The following is a 21,904-nucleotide window of genomic DNA, read 5'->3' on the forward strand; positions in this document are numbered from 1 at the left end:
GCGGTCTCCTCGGGCCGGCCGTGGTAACCCAGCAGCAGGCCGGGGCTCTTGACCAGGACCTCCCCCTCCTCGCCGGGGGCCACCCGGCGGCGCGGTGCGCTGGGCCGTGATCGGCGGCCGGGAACCGGCGTTCGCCGAGGCCGTACGCCGCGCGGGCGGCACGACCACCACCTTCGCGGACCTGCCGGAAGCGGCGCGCGCCGCGGGACCCTTCGACGGATATCTCTGCGTCGCACCGTCGGCGGCGGGCGGAACCGGCGGAGGCGGGGCGGCCGACGCGCCCGGCCGGCCCGACGTGCTCGCGGTCCTCGACCGGCTCGCGATCCTCGACCGGCCGGACGGGGCAGTCCCGTCGGGCGGGGCGGACGGGCCCGGGGCCCTGGCCGGCCTCGCGGCCCTCGGCGCGGCGGAGCCGGCGCCTCGCGTCGTCGTCCTGACCCGGGGCGCGGTGGCCGCCCGGTCCGGCGAGGTGCCCGATCCGTACGGCGCGGCCCTGTGCGCCTGGGCCCGRGCCCACACCCGGTCCGGCGGCCCCCTCCTCGTCGATGCCGACGCGGAGACCGACGCGGACACCCGTACCGATGCGGTGCCGGGGCCGGCCGGGCACGCGCACGATCCGCTCGTGGCGGCCTGGAGCGCCCTGCTGGCAGGACCGGGCGAGGAGCGGGAGTTCGCCTTCCGCGACGGACGCGTCCTCGTGCCGCGGCTGTCCCGGTCTCGGGCGACGGACGAGGCCGGCGGCAACGCGGGCGCCGCGAGCGGCCGCGCGACCGGAGCGGAGGCCACCGGCGCCGGGGGCCGGCCGACGGGCGGCGCCCCGGCGTCCGCCGCGTCCCCGCCGACCGGGACCGTCCTCGTGACGGGCGCGGAGACCGCCCTCGCCCGCGTCCTCGCCACCCACCTCGTGGCCGGGCACGGCGCCCGCTCCCTCGCCCTCGCCGCCGGCGACCGGGCCGCGGCGGCGGAGCTGGCCGCCGAACTGACCGGACTGGGCGCCCGGGTGACGGTCCACGCGGCCCCGCCCGACACCGCGGCAGGCGTCGCCGACCTCCTCGCGGCCGTCSGCGCSGACGGCCCGATCGGCGCGGTCGTCCACCCCCTCACCGGACCCGCCGCCGCGCGGACCGCGGCCCTGCTGCTCGCACGGACCGACGGCACCACGCCCACCCCCCTCACCCTCTGCGGCACCCTCGGCGCCGGGCCGGCCCACGCCGGATCCCCGGCGGAGGCCGCGGCCGACGCGTACCTCGCGGCACTCGCCCAGGCCGCGCCCCACGCCACCTTCGTCGCCTTCGCCCCCGCGGCGGCGACGGAGGCGGGCACCGGCCCCCGCCCCGAGCGGGTCGTCCCCGGAGCCGGCCCGCTCGACGCACGCGAGACCGCCGACGCCTTCGACCTCGCCCGGTCGCTGCCGGGCCCGGTCCTGGCACTGCGCGTCGACCCGTGGCGCCTGCGCTCCGACGAGGGTGCCCCGCTGCGCGCCCTGCTGCGCGATCGCGCCCCCGGCGACGCCGGTCCCGACGAGGCCGGGGACCTGCGGGCCCGGCTCGGCGAACTGCCCGGCAGGGCCCGGTCGAAGGCCCTCACCGACCTCGTACGCGAGGAGGCCGCGCACGCCCTCGGTCTCGACGGGGCGAACGGGATCGACGCCGCGCTCGCCTTCACGCACCTGGGCCTCACCTCGCTCACCGCGGTCGCCCTGCGCGACCGGCTGGCCGCCCGCACCGGACTGCGGCTGCCCGTCACCCTCGCCTTCGACCATCCGACGCCGGCCGCCGTGGCGGAGGTGCTCGCCACGGAACTCTTCGGCCGCCCGGCCGCCGGCGCGGCGCCCGCCCCGCGCCGCGCGCCCGCCACCGACGACCGGGACGACCCGGTCGTGCTCGTCGGCATGGCCTGCCGCTACCCGGGCGGCGTCGCCTCGCCCGAGGACCTGTGGCGGCTCGTCGCCGAAGGCCGCGACGCCGTCGGATCGTTCCCGGACGACCGCGGCTGGGACCTGGACCGGCTGCTGGGCGGAGACGGCACCGCGCCGGGCACCAGCGCCACAGGCCACGGCGGATTCCTGGACGCGCCGGGCGACTTCGACGCCGGCTTCTTCGGCATCAGCCCCCGCGAGGCGCTGGCCATGGACCCCCAGCAGCGTCTGCTCCTCGAAGTGGGCTGGGAGGCCGTCGAACGCGCCGGCATCGATCCACGGTCGCTGCGGCACACGGACACCGGCGTGTACGTCGGGCTGATGTTCCACGACTACGCCCGGAACCCCGGCCTCCTCCCCGAGGACCTCGAACGCCTCCTCGGCACCGGCACCGCCGGCAGCGTCGCCTCCGGACGTCTCGCGTACACCCTCGGCCTCAGCGGCCCCGCCCTCACCGTCGACACGGCCTGCTCCTCCTCGCTCGTCGCCCTCCATCTGGCCGCCCAGGCACTGCGGCGCGGCGACTGTTCCCTCGCCCTGGCCGGCGGGGTCGCGGTGATGGCTACCCCGAGCACCTTCGTGGAGTTCAGCCGCCAGCACGGGCTGGCCGGCGACGGACGCTGCAAGGCCTTCGGCGCCGACGCCGACGGCACGGGCTGGTCCGAGGGCGTCGGCGCCGTCGTCCTGGAACGCCTCTCCGACGCGCGCCGCCACCGCCACCCCGTCCTCGCCGTCCTGCGGGGCAGCGCGATCAACCAGGACGGCGCCAGCAACGGGCTGACCGCCCCGAGCGGGCCGGCCCAGCAGCAGGTCATCCGGCGGGCCCTGGCCGACGCCGGACTGTCGCCCGCCGACGTGGACGCCGTCGAGGCCCACGGCACGGGCACCGTACTCGGCGACCCGATCGAGGCGAACGCGCTCCTCGCGACGTACGGCCGGGACCGCGACCCCGCGCGCCCGCTGCTCCTCGGGTCGCTCAAGTCCAACATCGGCCACGCCCAGTCGGCCGCCGGGATCGGCGGCGTCATCAAGATGGTGGAGGCCATCCGGCGCGGCGAACTGCCCCGCACCCTGCACGCCGACCGTCCGACGACGGCGGTGGACTGGGACGCGGGCGCCGTGCGCCTGCTCCGGGAGCACACCGCCTGGCCCGCGACCGAAGGACGGCGCCGGGCCGCGGTGTCCTCCTTCGGCGTCAGCGGCACCAACGCCCACCTCATCCTGGAACAGGCCCCGGACCTCCCCGAGCGGCCGTCCGCCGAGTCGTGCCCCTCGCCGCCGACCGCGCACACCGCGCCCGGCGCCCACCCGCGCCCCGCCGGACCCGCCGTACCGGTCGTGCTGTCGGCCCGGACCGCGACCGCGCTGCGCACCCGTGCCGCGCACCTCCTCGACCGTCTGCGCGCGGACCCGGAACCCCCGCTCCCCGACCTGGCCGCCGCGCTGGCCACCACCCGTACGTCCTTCCCGCGGCGGGCCGCCTTCGTCGTGACCGGACGGGCGGAACTGGAACGCCGGCTCACCGCCCTCGCCGCCGGCGAGGCCGTGGGCGGCGGGCCGGGCGGCACGCCGCCCGAGGGCGGACTCGCCCTCGCCTTCACCGGTCAGGGCAGCCAGCGACCCGGCATGGGCAAGGAGTCGTACGACGCCCACCCCGTCTTCGCCGAGGCGTTCGACGCGGCGTGCGCCGCACTCGACACGCATCTGGAACGGCCCCTGCGGGAGGTGATGTGGGCGGCCGAGGGCACCCCGGAGGCGGCCCTGCTGGACCGGACCGACTTCACCCAGCCCGCGCTGTTCGCCCTGGAGACGGCGCTCTTCCGCCTCGTCGAGTCCTGGGGGATCCTGCCCGACCTGGTCCTCGGCCACTCCGTCGGCGGACTGACCGCGGCCCACGTGGCGGGCGTGCTGTCCCTGCCGGACGCGGCCTCGCTCGTCGCGGCCCGCGGCCGGCTCATGGCGGCCCTGCCCGCCGGTGGCGCCATGGCGGCACTGGAGGCGACCGAGGAGGAGGTCCGCGCGGCCCTCGCCGCGACGGCCGCGACCGGGCCCGCCGCGAACGACGGGCTCGCCGAGATCGCCGAGATCGCCGCGGTCAACGGGCCGCGCGCCGTGGTGGTCTCCGGTGACGAGGCCGCGGTCGACGCGGTCGCCGCGGAGTTCCGGGCACGGGGACGGCGGGCCGGCCGGCTGCGGGTCAGCCACGCCTTCCACTCACGTCACATGGAGCCGATGCTGGACGACTTCCGGGCCGTGGCCCGCGCGGTCACGCTCCGGCCGCCGCTCGTCCCCGTGGTCTCCGACCTGACCGGCCGGCTCGCCGAACCGGCCGAACTGCGGTCGCCCGACCACTGGGTCCGGCACGCCCGCGGCACCGTCCGGTTCGCCGACGCCGTGCGCGCGCTGCCCGCGGCGGGGATCGCCACGCTCCTGGAGATCGGGCCCGACGCCGTCCTGACCGCGATGGCACGCGACTGCGCGACCGAGGACGAACTCGTCCCCTGCGGCGGGCTCCGCCGGGGCCGCCCCGAGGTCCGCGCCCTGCTCGACGCGGTGGCCAGGGCCCACACGCACGGCGTACCGGTCGACTGGACGGCGTACTTCGGCGGCCGCCCCGCCCGGCCGGTGGACCTGCCCGTCTACCCCTTCGAGCACCGGCGGTACTGGCTCCCCTCGCTGCCGACGGCCGGACCCGACGGCACCCCGCCCGCGGCCGGCACCGCCGGTGCACCCTCCGTCGAAGGCGACGCCCCGACGGACGGCCCGCCCGTCGCCGCGGCACCGGCCGCCCGGCTGCGGGCCGCGCTGACGGCCCTCCCCGACGAACGGCGCGAGCGGTCGCTGCTCGACCTCGTCCGTACCGAGATCGCCGACGTCGCGGGCTTCGAGGGGCCCGAGGACGTCGAGGCACGGCGCAGCATGAAGGACCTGGGACTGGACTCCGTGTCCGCGGTGGAGCTGCGCAACCGGCTGGCCGCCCGCACCGGTGTGGACCTGCCCGCCTCCCTGGCGTTCGACCACCCGACCGCGGTCGCCATGGCCCGGCACCTGCTCGGCGCGCTCCGGCCGGTCCTCGACGGCGAGCGCCCCGGCGACGACGGGCGTCCCGGGAACGGCGACGGGGCCGGCGGCCCGCGCACGGTCTTCGGCGAACTGGCCCGGTTCGAGGCCGCCGTCGAGGCGGAGCGCCTCGACGCCGCCGCCCGCGACCGGATCGCCGCCCGCCTGCGCGCCCTGACCGACCGGCTCGTCGACGGCCCGCCGAGGCTCGTCGACAGCGCCGAGGGCATGGCCGAGGTGGATCTCGACGCACTGATCGGGACGGCCACGGCCGACCAGCTCTTCGACCTCATCGACAACGAACTGAAGGGGGACGTCACGTGACGGGCACCGAGGAGAAGCTGGTCGGCTACCTGAAGAAGGTCACCGCCGAGCTGCACGAGACCCGTCGCCGGCTGCGGCGGGCCGAGTCGGCGAGCCACGAGCCGATCGCCGTCATCGGCATGGCCTGCCGCTACCCGGGCGGCGTGCGCTCCCCCGAGGACCTGTGGCGGCTCGTGCTGGAGGAGCGCGACGCCGTCTCCGGCTTCCCGACGAACCGGGGCTGGGACGTCGACGGCATCTACCACCCCGACCCCGACCGGCCGGGCACCTGCTACGCCCGCCACGGCGGCTTCCTGCACGACGCGGCCCTCTTCGACCCCGAGTTCTTCGGGGTGTCGCCGCGCGAAGCCCTGGCGATGGACCCGCAGCAGCGGCTCCTGCTGGAGACCTCCTGGGAGGCGTTCGAGCGCGCCGGGATCGACCCGACGTCGCTGCGCGGCAGCGACACCGGCGTCTTCACGGGCGTCGTGCACCACGACTACGCCACCCAGCAGGTGCCCGAGTCCGTCGAGCCGTACCTCGTCACCGGGCTCTCCGGCGGCGTGGCCTCCGGCCGCATCTCGTACACCCTCGGCTTCGAGGGTCCGGCCGTGACCCTGGACACGGCCTGCTCGTCCTCGCTGGTCGCCCTGCACGCGGCGGCACAGGCACTGCGCGCCGGCGAGTGCGGGCTGGCACTGGCCGGCGGCGTCACGGTCATGGCCACACCCCGCGCCTTCCTCTCCTTCAGCCGGCAGCGCGGACTCTCCCCCGACGGGCGGTGCAAGGCGTTCGGGGCCGGCGCCGACGGCACGGGCTGGGCCGAGGGCGCCGGAATGCTCCTGGTGGAACGGCTCTCCGACGCACGGCGCAACAACCACCCCGTCCTCGCGCTGCTGCGGGGCGTGGCCGTCAACCAGGACGGCGCCTCCAACGGTCTCTCCGCGCCGAACGGCCCCTCGCAGCAGCGGGTGATCCGCAAGGCCCTGGCCCACGCGGGCCTGTCCGCGCGGGACGTGGACGTCGTGGAGGGCCACGGCACCGGGACCAGGCTCGGCGACCCGATCGAGGCCCAGGCCCTGCTGGCCACGTACGGACAGGAGCGCGATCCCGGCCGGCCGCTCCGCCTCGGCTCGATGAAGTCGAACGTCGGCCACACCCAGGCCGCCGCCGGAGTGGGCGGCGTGATCAAGATGGTGGAGGCGATGCGCCACGGGATCATGCCGCGCACCCTGCACGCGGAGGAGCCGTCGCCGCACGTGGACTGGTCCGCGGGAGCGGTGGAACTCCTGACGGAGCGCCGCGACTGGCCCCGCACGGACCGCCCGCGCCGCGCCGCCGTCTCCTCCTTCGGGATCAGCGGCACGAACGCCCACGTGATCCTGGAGGAGGCCCCCGCCGAGGACACCGCCCCGCGACCCGACACCGCCGCCGCGGCCCCCGTGCCCTGGCCGCTGTCCGCCCGGGACCCGCGGGCCCTGCACGAGCGGATCTCCGCGCTGCGCGCCTACGCCGGGGACGTGCCGGCCGACCCGGCGGACGTCGGCGCCTCGCTCGCCCGGCGCGCCGTCTTCCGGCACCGGGCGGTGCTCCTCGGCGCGACCGCGGACCGGACCGTGGTCTCCGGGGTCGCCACGCCCGGCGCCACCGCCGTGCTCTTCTCCGGCCAGGGCAGTCAACGCCCGGGCATGGGACAGGAGTTGTACGAGACCTACCCGGAGTTCGCGCGCTCCTTCGACGAGATCGCCGAGCTGACCGGGATGCCGCTGAAGAACCTGGTCTTCGCGGCCGACCCCGAGGGCAGGCTTGACCTGACCGGCAACGCCCAGGTCGCCCTGTTCGCCGTCGAGGTCTCGCTCTTCCGGCTCGTCCGCTCCCTGGGCGTCGACGTCGCCGCCGTGGTCGGCCACTCCGTCGGCGAGGTCGCGGCCGCCCACGTCGCCGGCGTCCTGACACTCGCGGACGCCTGCCGCCTGGTCGAGGCCCGCGGCCGGCTGATGCAGCAACTGCCGCCCGGGGGAGCCATGGTCGCGGTCGAGCGCTCCGAGGCCGAGGTGACGGCCGAGCTCGACGGGCTGGCGGACCGGGTCGCGATCGCGGCCGTCAACGGCCCGGCGTCCGTCGTCGTGTCCGGCGAGGAGGACGCCGTCCTGGCGCTCAGGGAGAGCTGGCGCGCCCGGGGCCTGCGGACCACCCGGCTGAAGGTCAGCCACGCCTTCCACTCGCCGCTGATGGACCCGATGCTGGAGGAGTTCCGCGATGTCGTGGCAGGGCTGGAACTGCGGGAACCGACGCTGGCGGGACTCCCCGCCGAGGTCGTGGACCCCGAGCACTGGGTACGGCACGTCCGCCGGCCGGTGCGCTTCGCCGAGGCCGTGGCACGCGCCCGGGCCCACGGCGCGGTGCGCTGGCTGGAGGTGGGGCCCGGCGGGGTGCTGAGCGCACTCGCCCAGAAGATCGTCCCCGAGGCCGACGACCAGGTGTTCGCCGCCGCCCTGCGCACCGGCCGCCCCGAGGCGGAGTCGTTCCTCACGGCCCTGGCCCGCCTGCACGTCGACGGCGGCACGGTCGACTGGAGCCGGCTGACCGAGGACCGCCCCACCCTGACGGACATCCCCACCTACCCCTTCCAGCCCCGCGAGGCAGCGCTGGACGGTGCCGCCCGCGCCGTCGTCGGCCGGTGCCCCCCCGACGGCCGGCCCCGACGACCACCCGACGAAACCCCGTCCCCGGGCCCGCCGATCCACCCCCGACCGCACGACCGGACACACCGCACGGCCGGAAAACCGCACCACCGCACCACCGCACGGCACGACCACCACTCCTGCGGATGCGAAGGACGAACGAACCATGCAGATCGATGACTCGGTGAGATACGTCGACGGCGGACACCTCCACGCCGTCCAGGACCACCCGGTGGGCGAGGTGACGCTCGGCGTCAGCGGGGCGCTGGGGCTGCGCAGCAGGCTGCTCGGAACGGCGGACTCGGACTCCGCCGCCTCACTGGACATGCCCTACACCACCGGCACCGTCCCGCTGTCCTGAGGGGAGGACCGTCACGCCGACGGGCGACGTGGCGCGGATGACGCCTTGACAGCACGAGCGGAGGCCGGGGGGTTCCCCGGCCCTCTGCCGTGGGTGAAAAGGATCAAGTAGCCTGCGCGCATGCGAGCGACGTCGTCGGTCATCGTGGGGCGGGACGCCGAGACAGGGCTGCTGGACGAGGCCCTGGAGGGCGTCGGAAGGAAGGCCGGACGGGCGGTGTTCCTCGTCGGCGAGGCGGGGATCGGCAAGTCCCGGCTGGCCGGCGAGTGCGCCCTGCGCGCGTACGACCGGGACGTGCCGGTGCTGCGTGGCCGTGCCACGTCCACCGGGCTCGTCGTGCCCTTCCGGCCGCTGGTCGAGGCGCTCTCCTCGCGGTTCCGGGCCGTCGGCGCCCCCGACCATCCGGAACTCGACCCCTACCGGCCCGCGTTGGCCGGCCTCGTGCCGGAATGGCGGGCCGGCACCGTGGCACCCGGCTACGCGATCTCCCTGGTCGAGCTCGCCGAGGCGCTGCTCCGGCTGCTGGCGGTGCTCGGCCGCGAGCGGGGCTGCGTGATCCTGCTGGAGGACCTGCACGACTCCGACACCGAGACGATCGCCGTCGTCGAGTACCTCGTCGACAACCTGGCGGATCTGCCGGTCCTGCTGGTCGGCACGCTCCGGCCCGACGCCGGGCCGGCCCTGGACCTCGCGCTCGCCGCGGAGCTCCGCAACACCGCAGCGGTGCGGGAGCTGGGGCCGCTGGACGAGGACTCCGTACGGGACATGGTGGACGCGTGCCTGGACGCCGCACCGGATGAGGTGCCCCCCGCCGCGCATCGCCACCTCGCGCAGCGGGCGGGCGGCAACCCGTACCTGGTGGAGGTGCTGCTGGCCGACCTGCTGGAGACGGGACGGCTGAGCAGGGGCGGCGACGGCTGGCGGCTCGCCGACCACGGCGAGGCGACCGTACCGACGGGCGCGGTCCGCAGCTGGGCCCGCCGGCTGGACCGGCTCGACGAGCCGGTGCGCGAACTGCTCCTCCTCGCGGCGACGCTCGGCGGCCGGTTCTCCGTCGGCGCGCTGCGGGCGGTGACCGGCCTCGACGACCGGGCTCTCTTCGCCCACCTCCGGTCCGCGTCCGAGGCCGGGATCATCGCCCCGGACGGCGCGGCCCACGACCACTACACCTTCCGCCACGTCCTGACGGCGGACGCGCTCCGTGCCTCCTTACCTCCCGCCGAGCAGGCCGCGTTGGCCCGCCGCGCGGCCACGGCCATCGAGCAGTCCTCCGGCGAACTCTCCGGCGAGCAGCGCCAGCTGGTGGCCACCCTGCGGCTGGCGGCGGGCGACCGGGAGACGGCGGCCCGGCAGTTCGCCCAGGTGGGGCGGCAGATGCTGGACGCCGGCGCGTCGGGCTCGGCCGCCGTACTGCTGGAGCGGGCCCGCGGGCTCGCGGCCGAGGAGGAGCGGGACGAGGTCACGGTGCACCTGGCGATCGCCCAGGCCGAGTCCGGACGGCTCGACGCGGCGGCCGCGCTGCTCGACGACCTGCCCCCGGCGCCCGCCGGCTCGCGCGCGGCGGAGGAACGGGCCCAGGCGCACACGCAGGTCGCATGGGTCGCGACCATGGCGGAGCGGCAGGAGGAGGCGCGCCGCCGGATCCGGGCGGCCCGCGCCCTCCTCGGTGGCGCGCCGCGTCCGGAGCAGGAGGCGGCGCTCGTGGTCGTCGAGGGCCACCTCGCGCTGCTGCCCGAGCAGGACGGCCGCGCCGACGGGCGGGAGCGGCTGAAGGAGGCGGAACGTTCCGCCAGACGGGCGGCGCTGACCGCCGAGCAACGCGGCCGGCCCATGGTGGCCTGCCAGGCGTGGCAGCTGCTGGCCCTGCTGTCCCGGGAGCGCGGCTTCGACGAGGCCGACGCCTGTCTGGCGCGGATGCTGTCGGTCGCCGAAAAGCACCGCCTCGCGACGAGCCGGGCCGAGGCCCTGGTGCGGCTCGGCACCAACGCGTTCATGCGGACCGGTGAAGCGACCCCGCTGGAGACGGCCCGCGCGGCGGCCCACGAACTCGGCTCGCTCGCCCTGCTGCAGACCGTCGACGGCCTGCTCGCCATGCAGAGCGTGCTGGGTGCCCGCTGGGACCGCGCCCGCGAGATCGTCGAAGGGTCCGTGGAGGCCAGCGCACGGCTGCAGAACGTGTCGGCGCACCGCTACCTGCTGCTCGTGGACGCCACCCTCGCCGCCCACCAGGGGCGGGCCCGCGAGCAGGAACGGGCGCTGGCCCGGTTCCGCCGGGCCGGCGGCGAGGAGTCGATGCTCGTCCCCCTGCAGCGCGGACTGTGCCAGGCCGTGGGTGCGCTGATGGGCGAGGACCGGCAGCGTGCGAGGGACGAACTGGACGCCGCGCGCGCCTGGGAGCGCGCGCACCCGAGCTTCTTCTACCTCAGCGGCCGGTACGGACTCCGCCCCCTGCTGGGGCTCCTCGACGGCGACGACGAGGGCGGCCGCGCGGCCTACCGGGAGGCGCTGGCCTCGCCCGGCGGGCAGCTCGCCTGGAACCGTATGTTCCTCGGCCTGGCGGACGCCGTGTCGCGGGGCCGGGACGGCGACCCGGACGGCGCGCGGCGGGCGGTGGCGGAGGCCGGCCGGGCGGCCCCGGTGTTCCCGCAGGCGTGGCACCTCGCCCTGCGCCTCACCGCCGAGGCGGCGCTCGCCGACGCCTGGGGCGAGCCGGTCACCTGGCTGCGGACCGCCGAGGAGTACTTCCACGAGGCCGGCGTCCCCGCGGTGGCCGGGGCCTGCCGGGCCCTGCTGAGACAGGCCGGGGTCAGCGTCCCGCAGCGCCGCGGCGGCCGGGAGCGGATCCCCGCGGAGCTGCGCGCCGCGGGCGTCACGCCTCGCGAGTACGAGGTGTACGTCCTGCTCGTGGACCGGCCCGGCAACCAGCAGATCGCCCGGCGCCTGTGCATCTCGCCCCGGACGGTGGAGAAGCACATGGCGAGCCTGATGGCGAAGACCGGCGCTGTGGACCGCTCGGCCCTGTGCGCGTCGTCGGCGGAGCGCGCGGAGGGGCGGGAGTGGGCCGCCCCGCCGGGGGCGCCGTCCGCCTGACCGGCGGGCCGGTGCCCCGCGGAGGGAAGGCTCGCCGGCCTCCGGAGGCGGGCGGCCGCGCCGCCCGGACGACCCCGGACGACCCCGGACGACCGGCCGGGACGGCCGGGTATGGGGGGCGGTTCCCGGTTTGCTGGGGGGTGCTCCGGTTCGTATGGGGGTCAGGACCCCCAGGACGCCGTTACCGGAGACGCGAGTGTGCGGGTTCCGCACCGATGTGCGACGGGCCCGGGCGGCGGATCATCGACGGGACCGACCCCATGCCGTCGCCCCACGGAGGTTCGCTCGATGCCGCGTCCGTCCGCGCCGCCCGCAGCGTCACCCGGCACGCTCCGGTTCTCCGTCCTCGGCCCGCTCGCGGTCCACCGGGACGACCGGGCGCTGCCCCTCGGCCCGTTGAAGCAGCGCGTCGTGCTCGCGACGCTGCTCGGCTCCGCCAACAGCCCCGTCTCGGTCGACGCGTTGACCGACGCGGTCTGGCCCGAGGAACCACCGCGGACCGCCCGCAAGAACCTCCAGGTGTACGTCAGCGCCCTGCGCGCGCTGCTCGCCGAGGACGCCGGAGACCGGCCGCGGCTCGTGCACACGGGCGCCGGCTACGTGCTGCGCGTGGCCGAGGACGAGCTGGACCTCCAGCGGTTCCGTGCGCTGGTGCGGGCCGCCGAGGGGCAGCCGCACCGCCCGGCCGCCCGGCTGCTGCGCCAGGCCCTCGACCTCTGGCAGGGACCGCCGTTCGGCGGGGACCTGCGGCGGTCGCCCCGGCTCGCGGAGGAGGCCGAGCGGCTGGAACTGCGCCACCTGACGGCCTACGAGACCTGGGCGGAGGCCGAGTTGGCCCTGGGAGCCGGGTCGGCGGTGGTCGAGGGACTGCGCGACCTGGTGGAGCGGCACCCGCTGCGGGAGCGGCTCCGGTCCACCTGGATGTGCGCGCTCAGCGGCTCGGGCCGGCAGGCGGAGGCGCTCGCCGTGTACGACGAGTACCGGCAACTCCTCGCCCGGGAACTGGGACTGGAGCCCGGCGGCGCCATGGCCGCCCGCTACCGGGCGATCCTCGCGGGCGACCGGCCGGCCGGGGCGGACCGGCCCGCGGGACCGGCCGCCGCGCCGGACGCGGCCGCCCGAAGAGCCGGGTCGGCCACCGGCCTCCCGCCCGACCTGGCCGACGCCACCGGGCACGGGCCGGAACTGCGCGACCTCCTGGACCTGCTCGACGGCGACGGAGCGGGCGGCGTCGTGCTGCTGTCCGGCCCGGCCGGATCCGGCAAGACCACGCTGGCGGTACGGGCGGCCCACCGCCTCGGCGACCGCTTCGCCGACGGGCGGCTCCGCGTCTCCCTGCGCGACGCGGACGGGCGCGCCCGTCCGCTGTCGGCGGTGCTCGCGGAGCTCGGCGAACGGACCGGCCGGACCGGTCCGCCGGGACCCGGGGAGTGGCGGGAGTGGCTGGCGGAACACCGCGTGCTGGTGATCCTCGACGACGTGCCCGAGGAACGCGCGGTGCGGCCGCTGCTGCCGAGCGGCGGATCGGGCCGGGTGCTGCTCACCGCGCGCGGCCGGCTCGGCGGCCTGGCGCCCGTGCACCGGGTCGAGGTCCCGCCGCTCGGCACCGCCGACGCCCTGCAGCTCCTCACCGGACTCGTCGGCCCGGGCCGGGTGCGGGCCGACCGGGACGCCGCGCTGCGCATCGTGCGCGCCTGCGGCGGGTCACCGCTGGCGGTCCGGGTGAGCGGCATGCGGCTCGCGGTGCTCCGCCACCTGCCGCTGCGGGAGTTCGCGGACCGGCTCACCGACCCCGCCGGGGTCCTGGACGAGCTGACCTCCGGGGACGTGTCCGTGCGGCACCGGCTGGCCCGCGGCTGGGCGGCCCTGCCGCCGGAATGCGGCCGCGACGCCGGACGGCTGGCCGTCGGCACCGGGGACGGCCCGTTCGGCCTGACCGACGCGGCCGAGGCTCTGGGCTGCGACGAGCGGCACGCCCTGCGGGTGGTGGAGTCGCTCATCGAGGCCGGCATGGTGACCTCGCCCGGTGGCGAGGTCACCGCGCACGCGGCGCAGTACGAACTCCCGCACCTGGTCAGGCTGTACGCCCGCGGCACGCACCGGGGGGACCCGGTGCCGGCCTGAGGGCCGCCCCGGCCGCCCGGTCACCCGGAGCGGTCGCGTCACTGCCGCGGCGGACCACCCTCGGGGGCCGGCAGGCCCACGTGGTGCGCCAGGAAGGCGAGGCACTCGGCCTGCAGCGCCACCGCGCGGGACGCGGAGCGGTCGGCGTGGCCGACGCCGTGCTCCAGCCGCAGCAGGACCGGTCCGGTGCCGGAGGTGGCGTGCTGGAGCGCGGCGCACATCTTGCGGGCATGCAGCGGGTCGGTCCTGGTGTCTCCGTCCGCGGCGGTCAGGAGCACCGCCGGATACGCGGTGCCGGGTGTGACGCGGTGGTAGGGGGAGTACGCGAGCAGCGTCGGCAGCAGAGCGGGGTCGTCCGCGCTGCCGTACTCGGGTGTCCAGCTCGGCCCCAGCCCCGAGGACTCGTAACGGACCATGTCCAGGAGCGGGGACATGCACGCGACGGCGGCGAACCTCTCCGGCTGCTGGGTGAGGGCCGCGCCGACCAGCAGGCCGCCGTTCGACCCGCCCATGATCGCGAGGCGGCCCGGCGCGGTCCAGCCCTCGGCCGTCAGCAGGTCGGCGGCGGCGGCGAAGTCGTCGAAGGTGTTCTGCTTGTGCTCCCTGCTGCCGGCCCGGTGCCAGGCCTCGCCCTCCTCGCCGCCGCCGCGCAGCCCCGCCCAGGCGAACACCCCGCCGGCCCTGACCCAGGCCAGGACCTGGGCGCGGTACCGGGGAGACATGGTGCGGCCGAAGCCGCCGTAACCCGTGAGCAGCGCCGGACGCGGCACGTCGGGGCGACCGGTGGGGGAGATCACGAACATCCGGACCGTCGTCCCGTCCCGCGAGGGGAAGGCCACCTGCCGGGTCACCGCGCCGGCGGCCACCGCGGCGTCCGCGGCGTCGTGCCCGCCGCCCGACACGCGGCACGTGCGGGCGTCGAAGCGGAGCACCCGGGGCGGCGTGACGAAGTCGGTGTAGGCGAACCAGGCTTCGTGACTCCCCGGCGGCCCGGCCGAGAAGTCGCCCACCGCGCCGGTGCCGGGAAGCGGGACCGTGGCCACCTGCCGCGCCTCGACCAGGTCGTGCACGGTCACCTCGGCCACGGTGTCGCGGGTCCAGGCGGCCAGGCCCAGCGGATGCTTCAGCTCCGGACCGGACAGCACGACGAGATGGGTCAGCACCGCGTCGGGCCGCTCGGGGATCACCTCGCGCCAGGCTGCGGGTCCCCGGTGGAGCTCGTCCGGCCGGCACGCGACGACCCGGCCGCGCACGGCGTCGCGGTCGGTGCGCAGCCAGACCGGGTCCCGCGGACCGGTGCCGGACACCGCGTGCAGCCGGGTGGCGGCGTCCATGCCCTCCTGGACCGGCCGCAGCAGCGGGCGTTCGAGCGGGCCGGCGGACAGGTCGGCCAGGTAGACGTCGGTGCCGCGGCCGGTGCCGAGGGTGGCCGTGACGCCGAGCCAGCGTCCGTCCCGGGTCACGGAGACGCTGTAGAACTGCGTCCGGTCCCGCCCGTCACCGAAGACCAGGGCGTCCGCCTCGGGACTCGTCCCGACCCGGTGCAGGTAGACCCGGCGGTGGTAGCGCTCCTCACCCGGGTGCAGCCGCGGGTCCAGGTGCCGTACGTAGTAGAACGCCTCGCCCCCGGGGAGCCAGCCGATCGACGACCTCCGCACCCGGTCCACCGGACCGTCGACGATCGCGCCGGTGGCCACGTCGATCACCCGGAGCAGCGAGTCCTCGGTGCCGTTCCGCGACAGCTGGCAGGCCAGCAGGTCGCCCTCGACGGAGGGCTCCCAACGGTCGAGCACGGTGCGTCCGGACGGGTCGAGGGCGCCCGGGTCCAGGAGCACCCGCTCCGCCGTGCCCGCCTCCGCCACCACGAGCACCGCATGCTCCTGGTCGGCCCGCCGGCGCAGCCGGAAGGTCCTGCCGCCGCGGACCTCGGGCGACCCGGCGCGGTCGACGGCGTCGAGCGCCGACACCTCCGCCCGCCACCGCTCCAGACCGGGCAGGTCCGCCCGTTCCGCCTCGTACAGGGCCTGTTGCTCCATGCTCCAGCGGCGCGTCGCGGCGGCCTCGCCGTCCTCCAGCCAGCCGTACGGGTCGGGGACGCGCAGCCCGTGGAGTTCCCGGACGAGGTCCTGGCGTTCGGCGTGGGGGTACCGGCGGAGCGCCGGCCGGGTCTCGGGGGTCACTCGGTGCTCCCTCGTTCGTCGGAACCTCGGAGGTCGTCGGAGCGGTGGACGACGCGGGCGGGGAACTCCGCGCCGTCGGCGTGGGCGACGACGTCGGCGTCCTCGTTCCCGGGCGCCGGAGCGTCCGCCGCCGTGCCGCCGTCCGCCGCCGCGACGGGCAGGGCGACCCAGGCGAAGACGCCCGACAGCAGGACGATCACCCCGGACACCGCCAGGATCGTGTCCAGGGGGCCGAACCGGATTCCGCCGAAGGAACCCGAGACGTCGCGCAGTACGGAGCCCGCGAGCCAGCCGGACAGGACGGCGGAGAGCATCGACGCCAGTTTCGTGACCGGATAGAACACGGCCATGACCCGGCCCCGGTAGTCCGGGGGAGCCGCCGCGAGCAGCAGCGGGGCCATCGCGGTGTTCAGCACGGTGAGCGGAACGGTGAAGACGAAGAGCAGGGCCACACCGCCGAGGAAGCCGGTCTGACGGGAGTAGGCGACCAGCAGGACGCCGCTCACCAGCAGGCTGATCCAGGTCGTCCGGCGCGCCCCGAACCACTGCACCACCCGGCCGCCGCACAGCGCGCCGGTGATGCCGCCCACCCCCATGGCCATGCCGATGTACCCGTAGAGATGGGCGTCCGCGTGGAGGTTGTCGGTGGTGAAGAAGACGTTGAGGGTGCTCAGCGCGCCCACCCCGAACTGGCCGATGACGGCCAGCAGGAGCAGAGCGACCAGGAACCGGCTCCGGGTGAAGAAGCGCAGCCCGTCCGTGAACTCCCGCCGCAGGCCGTCCCGTCGCCGCCCGGCGGGCCCGCGCGCCGCGGCGACCGCCGGGGGCACCTCGATGGACCGGATCGCCACGTACGACACCGCGTAGGTCAGCCCGTTGAAGAGCAGCGCCCACTGGAGGCCGGCGGTGAACAGCAGCGGCGCCGCGATCGGGGGCCCGATGATCCAGGCCGTCTCCCCGGTCGCCTGGCCGATGCCGGCCGCCCGGGCGCGGTCGGCCTCACCGGTCACGAGATCGGCGAGGATCGCGAACCGCGCCGGCGAGAAGAACTGGCCCGCCGCGTGCAGCAGGAGCACGGTCGCGTAGACCAGGGCGAGCCAGACCCCGGCCGGCAGGGCGTCGGCCGGCAGGAAGGAGACGGCGGTCAGCACGGCCACGAGCGCGCCCCGGACCACCTCGGTGCGCAGCAGCGTCCCGCGCTTGTCCCAGCGGTCGACGAAGACGCCCGCGAGCGGACCGATGACCAGCACGGCCACACTCGACGCCATCAGGATGCCGCTGACGGCGACCGGCGCCCACGACTGGCCCTCGCCCAGCACGGTCGCGACCCACAGCACCAGCGTGGTGCTGAAGACGGCGTCCCCGACGGACGAGACGGCCTGGCCGAACCACAGCCGGGTGTAGTCGCGGTTGATCAGTGTGAGCCGCGCCGTCATGACCGCTCCCGGGCCGGGACGATCAGCGCCATGAGGGCGGTCACCAGGGTGGTGTGGTACGCCTTCCGGAAGAACTCCCCGGCCGGGGCGGCGGGGGACGCGGCGAGCGCCGCCGACCGCCCCGGGAGCGCGCCGTCGGGCCGTTGGGCCCGTACCAGGCACTCCACGGCCGCGGCGCCCGCGGGCGTGTCCAGCGGCTCGCCGCCCAGGACCGACTGCGTGAGGACGAGCTCCGCGGCCAGGTCCCACCGTTCGTGCCGCACGCAGTGGCGCAGCAGCAGGTCGACCAGGCCCCGGGCACCCGCCGGGTCGAACCCGTCGGGCAGCCGGGGGCTCCGGCCGAAGTCGCCCAGGTAGAAGGCGGTATGAGTGAGGGCGTACGCCTTCGGGGTGGTCAGCGGAGCGCCGTCCGGCACCGGCGGGTCCTCGGGCCCGGCGGCCCGGTAGGCCGCGAGCGGGCTGTCCGGGAGGAGGGCGGCGTACGGCTCGATGCCGTGGCGGACACCCGCCTTGTCCGCGTAGTAGCGGATCTCGATGCGGCGGTAGGGCGACTTGCCGTCCGGCGAGAGGAAGTCCGGGGCGAGCCGTGCGACGGCCGCCCGGGTCTGGGTGTCGTCGATCCCGTCGGGCGCCAGCGCGGCGAAGACCAGACCGTACGTGGCGGAGTGGCCGGGAACGTCCTCGAAGAGGGCGGGGAAGGCGGGATCCTGCCACAGCGCGCGGACGAGGTTCCTGGCCCCGCCCAGCGCGTCCGGCGCGTCGCCGGGGCGTGCCGCGCAGTGGCAGAGCAGCGCCAGTTCCAGCGCGGCCTTCGCCCTGCCGTGCGTCGCCGACCTGGCCTCGGGCGAGAACGGGTCGAAGAGGTCCAGGTTCTTTCCCAGCCAGTCGAGGGCGCCGGCGGCGAGCTCCTCCAGAGCGGGGGACACGGCTACAGCCGCCCTGTCTCGTGGAGGTAGTCGAGCAGGGCCGTGTCGACGGTGTCGCGGAACCGCGCGAGCGTCGTCGCGTTCTCGTCGTAGCGGTAGAGGTCCTGGCAGGCGATCCACCGGTCGCGGGTCTCCGCGCCGGGCAGGTAGCCGTCGGCGACGGTACCGACCTCCCAGTCGGGTTTGCCCGCGGTCTCCCAGCAGCTGGCCAGCGTCCCGTCGGCGCTGACCACCGCGCCGTAGCGGCCGTCGGCGTGGCCGCAGGTGACACACGTCCTGCGGGAGCCGGGGCGGCTCACGGTGAAGCCGAGGTCGAGAGCCCGGCGCTGCCACCGGGTGAAGGCGGCCGGGAGCTCGCCGGTGTGCAGCAGGCTGTTGGCGTACCCGACGCCGACGTCGCCGATCCGGGCGAAGTACAGGGTGCACCGGGCGGGGTCCAGAGCGGTGGCGAGCCGGTCGATCAGCGGGTCGACCCCCTCGAAGGTCTCCTGGGAGACGTTCACCCGCAGGGTCCACGTGAGCGGGGAGACCTCGGACGCCTTGACGATGTTGCGGACGATCTTGTCGAAGGTCCCGCCGCCGTCCGCCCTGCCGACCCGGATCCGGTCGTGGTCGGCCCGGTCGCCGTCGAAGGTGACCTGGACCGAGGTCAGCCCGAGTCCGGCGAGCCGGCGCGCCAGCGAGGGGGTGAGCAGGGTGGCGTTCGAGATCATCCAGGCCGAGGTCGGCGCGAGGCCGCCGGCCCGCTCCAGCAGTTCCAGGCAGCCGCGCGGGTTGAGCAGGGGCTCCCCGCCGAAGAGGAGGATCCTCAGCTTCTCCAGTCCGACGGCGGCCATCTGCCGCTCGGTGAACCCGAGGATCGAGGTGATCGTCTCCGAGGTGAGCCGGGTCCGGGCGATCCGCGGCGGCCGGCTGCCGCCCGCCTGGTCCTGGGCGGTGTTCTGGAAGCAGTAGCCGCAGCCCAGGTTGCAGTGGGTGCTGGTGAGGACGGTCAGCGCGTAGGCGCGGACCCGGGTGGGGGTGAACATGCCGCTCTCGCGCAGCCGGAGCTCGGCCTCGGGACGCAGGGCCCCGTCGGTGGTGACGTGCCGGCCGCCGAGCCGGGCCACCCCGCCCGGGCCGAGGAACCACCAGTTCCGCTCGCCGCGGAGCAGGCGCGCGCCGGACTCGTCGCCCGGTGCGGAGGTCACCGTCCGTCCGGACGGCACCGTCTGGTCGATGCTCATCGGACCTCCCCTGCCACGGACGATCCCGCCGCGGACAGTCCGCCGGAGCGGCCGTCCGCGACGACCAGCGTGGCCAGTGCCGTGACGAGGGTGGCCTGGTACGACTTCCGGAAGCGCTCCACGTCCGTCGCGTCTGCCGGTGCCCTCCTGACGACGGACCGTCCGGGGATCGCGCCGTCGGGCGCCTGGACCTCGGCGAGCATCCGGACGGCGGCCGCCCCCGAGGGCGTGCCCAGCGGATCGGCGCCCAGGCAGTGCTGGGCGAGCACGAGCTTTCCGGCGAGGTCCCATTCGCCGAGGCGCACGCAGTGGTCGGTGAGGCGTTCCACGACGCGGAGCGCCCGCTCCGCGGCCTCCTCACCGAGACCGGGGTCGCGGAAGCCGAAGTCGCTGAGGTAGAAGACCGTGTGCGTCACCACGCAGACGTCCAGATCGGCCGCGGGCAGCGTGCCGGCGCGGGCGGGCAGACTGTCGGCGTACAGCTCCCGGTACGAGGCGAACCGGTGCTCGGCGCCCGCGAGATCGGCGTAGAACCTGGCCTCCAGATGGAGGTACGGCGGTTTCCGGCGCGGTGCCAGGTAGCCGTCGGCCGACAGCCGGGAGAGGACGGCGCGGGGCGCGCCGGACCGGGTCCCGTCCGGCGCCAGCGCCGCGAACATCAGCTCGAACTGCCGTGCGTAGCGCGGGTCGAGGGTGAGCAGTCCGGGGAACTCGGGCTGCCGCCAGACCCGTTCGACGAGCGCGGCCGGACCGCCCCGGCCGGCGTCGCCGGGCGCCGCCTTGCCCCAGTAGCGGCAGAGCAGGGCCAGCTGCAGGAGGGCCTTGACGCGCGGGGTCACCGGCAGCTCGGCGCGGCCGGCCGGGGAGTCGAGGAATCCCGCGTGGCGGGCCAGCCACTGCCGCGCACCCGCGGACAGACTCGTCACGGCCTCATCGAGGCCGGCTGATCGCGTACTCATGGTCCTCCTTCGGGGTCGCGGATGTCCGAGCCACCCGCTCGACGATGTCGGCCGCGCGGGCGGCTCCGTCCAGGGCGGCCAGCCGGCCGCCGAGCGCACGGGTGCGGCCGTGCAGGCCGTCGTCGCGCCAGGCCGTGTCCAGCACCGGCGCCGCCGGCCCGGACGGGGTGCGCGGCAGGCGCACGGCCACACCGGCCCGTACACAGGCGCCGGTGAGCAGCGGCTGTTCGGAGCCGTTCGGCGAGAGCACGAGGGGCCGGCCGCGTCGCAGCGCGGCCAGCACCGGAGCCGAGGTGCCGTTGGCCAGCACCAGGCCGGCGAGGTCGACGAGGGGCCCCATCCACGGCTTGCGGACGTGCAGGATGTCGGCGCCGGGGGCGGGCCGCGGATCGGTGGACCGGCCCTGCTCGACCACGGCCTGGAACCGGCCGCCGGTGAACGCCTCGTTGAGCCGGGGCCACAGACTGTCGCCCCCGAAGAAGCGGCCCAGATGGACGTAGACGACGGGCTTGCCGTTCGACTCCAGGCGATCGCGGATCTCCTGGAGCTCCGCCCGGTCGGGCGCCGGCTCCCAGGCGAGCGGCCCCACGTGCCGGACCCGCTCGGGGAGTTCCGCGCCCGGGTACTCCAGGGCCGGATCCCCGCGGAGCAGCAGCGCGTCACCCGGCAGCGGACTGTCCGCCCACCGCGGGGCACGGCCCGCCAGGCCGCACTCCTCCCGCGTGGCGGCGTGGATCCGCAGGCAGTCGAGGGTCCGGCTCTTCCGGGTCCTGCCCAGATGCGGCTCCCCGTCGCCGCCCGTCCGGTAGTCCCACAGGTGTACGGAGAGCCCGACCACCACCACCGGGACGTCCAGCGTCTCGGCGGCGAGCAGGGCGCCGTTGCACAGGACGGAGGTGACCAGCAGGTCGGCCCCCGACTCGCGGGCGGCGCGCAGGATCGCGCGGTACTGCGCCGCGCCGGTCTCCCCCCACCACCTGGCCGAGAAGGCCCGTCGCCCGCCGAAGTCCTCCGCCACCGCCATCGGCAGCCCGGCCTCGGCCACGACGCCGGCGGCGCTCGCGCGGGCCAGCACACCGACCCGGTGCCCCCGGCGCTCCAGCTCGCGCCCGGCCGCGAGCACCGGGTAGAGGTAGCCGCCGTCGCTGAGCGGGCAGAGCAGGATCCTCACGACGGGCGTGCTCCCTCGGTCGGTGGGGGACGGGCGGCCGGTCCGGTGCCGGTGTGGCCGCGGGCCCCCCGGCTCCGGGCAGGATCTGCCGGGAACCGGGTGGCCCGCGCGGTGCTCAGGACGCGATGGCCTCGCGTCAGGAGAGGTCGCTGGAGTTGTTGACGATGCAGCCGGCCTCGGCCTCTTCGTCCTCGCTGTGGGCGACGACCTCGATGTCCTCGTCCTCGGGCTGCGGGTTCGTGTTCTCGGCCATGTGCGTCCTCCTCGGTTGGCGGCGTCGCTGCGCCGGCTGGGAAGGAACCTACGGACCCGCGGTATGGGAACGGCTGTCCACCGGTTCGGCGCCGGTAAACGCCCACTCCGCGGGGGGTTCGGCGGCCGTGCGACGCCCGCCGCGCGGCCGCTCCCGGCCGTCGGCCGACCCCACCGCACCGCCGGGACCTGCGACTTAACCGATCCTCAGGCG

General features: G+C 76.4%; 10 protein-coding genes and 1 pseudogene. 5 read left to right on the top strand and 6 right to left on the bottom strand.

What is annotated here, in order from left to right:
* Nucleotides 1-94: 94 nt before the first annotated feature.
* From EAO71_RS33025 to EAO71_RS33045, 5 genes and pseudogenes are all read left to right on the top strand, one after another.
* A complete protein-coding gene (locus tag EAO71_RS33025; RefSeq protein ID WP_147981509.1) occupies nucleotides 95-5,302 on the top strand; it encodes a type I polyketide synthase in 5,208 nt (1,735 codons plus the stop codon).
* 41 nt (nucleotides 5,303-5,343) lie between these two features.
* Nucleotides 5,344-8,145, top strand: a pseudogene (locus EAO71_RS33030) (type I polyketide synthase); the annotation flags it as partial.
* Nucleotides 8,132-8,326 carry a hypothetical protein gene (locus EAO71_RS33035; protein ID WP_147981511.1) on the top strand — a complete coding sequence of 65 codons (195 nt, stop codon included), beginning with the start codon at nucleotides 8,132-8,134 and terminating at the stop codon, nucleotides 8,324-8,326. The pseudogene EAO71_RS33030 and the gene EAO71_RS33035, both read left to right, overlap by 14 nt.
* Nucleotides 8,327-8,446: 120 nt before the next feature.
* The gene (locus EAO71_RS33040; RefSeq protein ID WP_147981512.1) at nucleotides 8,447-11,416 is read left to right on the top strand and encodes a helix-turn-helix transcriptional regulator; all 2,970 of its coding nucleotides are present in this window, start codon (nucleotides 8,447-8,449) and stop codon (nucleotides 11,414-11,416) included.
* Nucleotides 11,417-11,704: 288 nt separating this feature from the next.
* Nucleotides 11,705-13,540 (top strand): AfsR/SARP family transcriptional regulator, encoded by a 1,836-nt coding sequence (locus tag EAO71_RS33045; RefSeq protein WP_147981513.1) that lies wholly within the window; start codon nucleotides 11,705-11,707, stop codon nucleotides 13,538-13,540.
* Between the two features lie 38 nt (nucleotides 13,541-13,578).
* Here the strand turns inward: EAO71_RS33045 and EAO71_RS33050 are convergent, their stop codons facing one another.
* From EAO71_RS33050 to EAO71_RS33075, 6 genes are read right to left on the bottom strand one after another with little or no spacing between them, the layout of a single operon-like run.
* Nucleotides 13,579-15,720, bottom strand: coding sequence for a prolyl oligopeptidase family serine peptidase (locus EAO71_RS33050; RefSeq protein ID WP_147981514.1), 2,142 nt, complete (start codon nucleotides 15,718-15,720; stop codon nucleotides 13,579-13,581).
* A complete protein-coding gene (locus EAO71_RS33055; RefSeq protein ID WP_147981515.1) occupies nucleotides 15,717-17,156 on the bottom strand; it encodes an MFS transporter in 1,440 nt (479 codons plus the stop codon). Before EAO71_RS33055 ends, EAO71_RS33050 begins: the two co-directional genes overlap by 4 nt.
* Nucleotides 17,153-18,082 carry a DUF6895 family protein gene (locus EAO71_RS33060; RefSeq protein WP_147981516.1) on the bottom strand — a complete coding sequence of 310 codons (930 nt, stop codon included), beginning with the start codon at nucleotides 18,080-18,082 and terminating at the stop codon, nucleotides 17,153-17,155. The genes EAO71_RS33055 and EAO71_RS33060 overlap by 4 nt, the downstream gene beginning before the upstream one ends.
* A 2-nt stretch (nucleotides 18,083-18,084) precedes the next feature.
* Nucleotides 18,085-19,308, bottom strand: coding sequence for a radical SAM protein (locus EAO71_RS33065; RefSeq protein ID WP_147981517.1), 1,224 nt, complete (start codon nucleotides 19,306-19,308; stop codon nucleotides 18,085-18,087).
* Nucleotides 19,305-20,267 carry a DUF6895 family protein gene (locus tag EAO71_RS33070; RefSeq protein WP_147981518.1) on the bottom strand — a complete coding sequence of 321 codons (963 nt, stop codon included), beginning with the start codon at nucleotides 20,265-20,267 and terminating at the stop codon, nucleotides 19,305-19,307. Before EAO71_RS33070 ends, EAO71_RS33065 begins: the two co-directional genes overlap by 4 nt.
* A complete protein-coding gene (locus EAO71_RS33075; RefSeq protein WP_147981519.1) occupies nucleotides 20,239-21,438 on the bottom strand; it encodes a glycosyltransferase in 1,200 nt (399 codons plus the stop codon). The genes EAO71_RS33070 and EAO71_RS33075 overlap by 29 nt, the downstream gene beginning before the upstream one ends.
* Between the last annotated feature and the right edge of the window lie 466 nt (nucleotides 21,439-21,904).

Origin of the sequence: Streptomyces sp. MS191, from assembly GCF_008042125.1 — a bacterium.
Classification (GTDB): Bacteria; Actinomycetota; Actinomycetes; order Streptomycetales; family Streptomycetaceae; genus Streptomyces.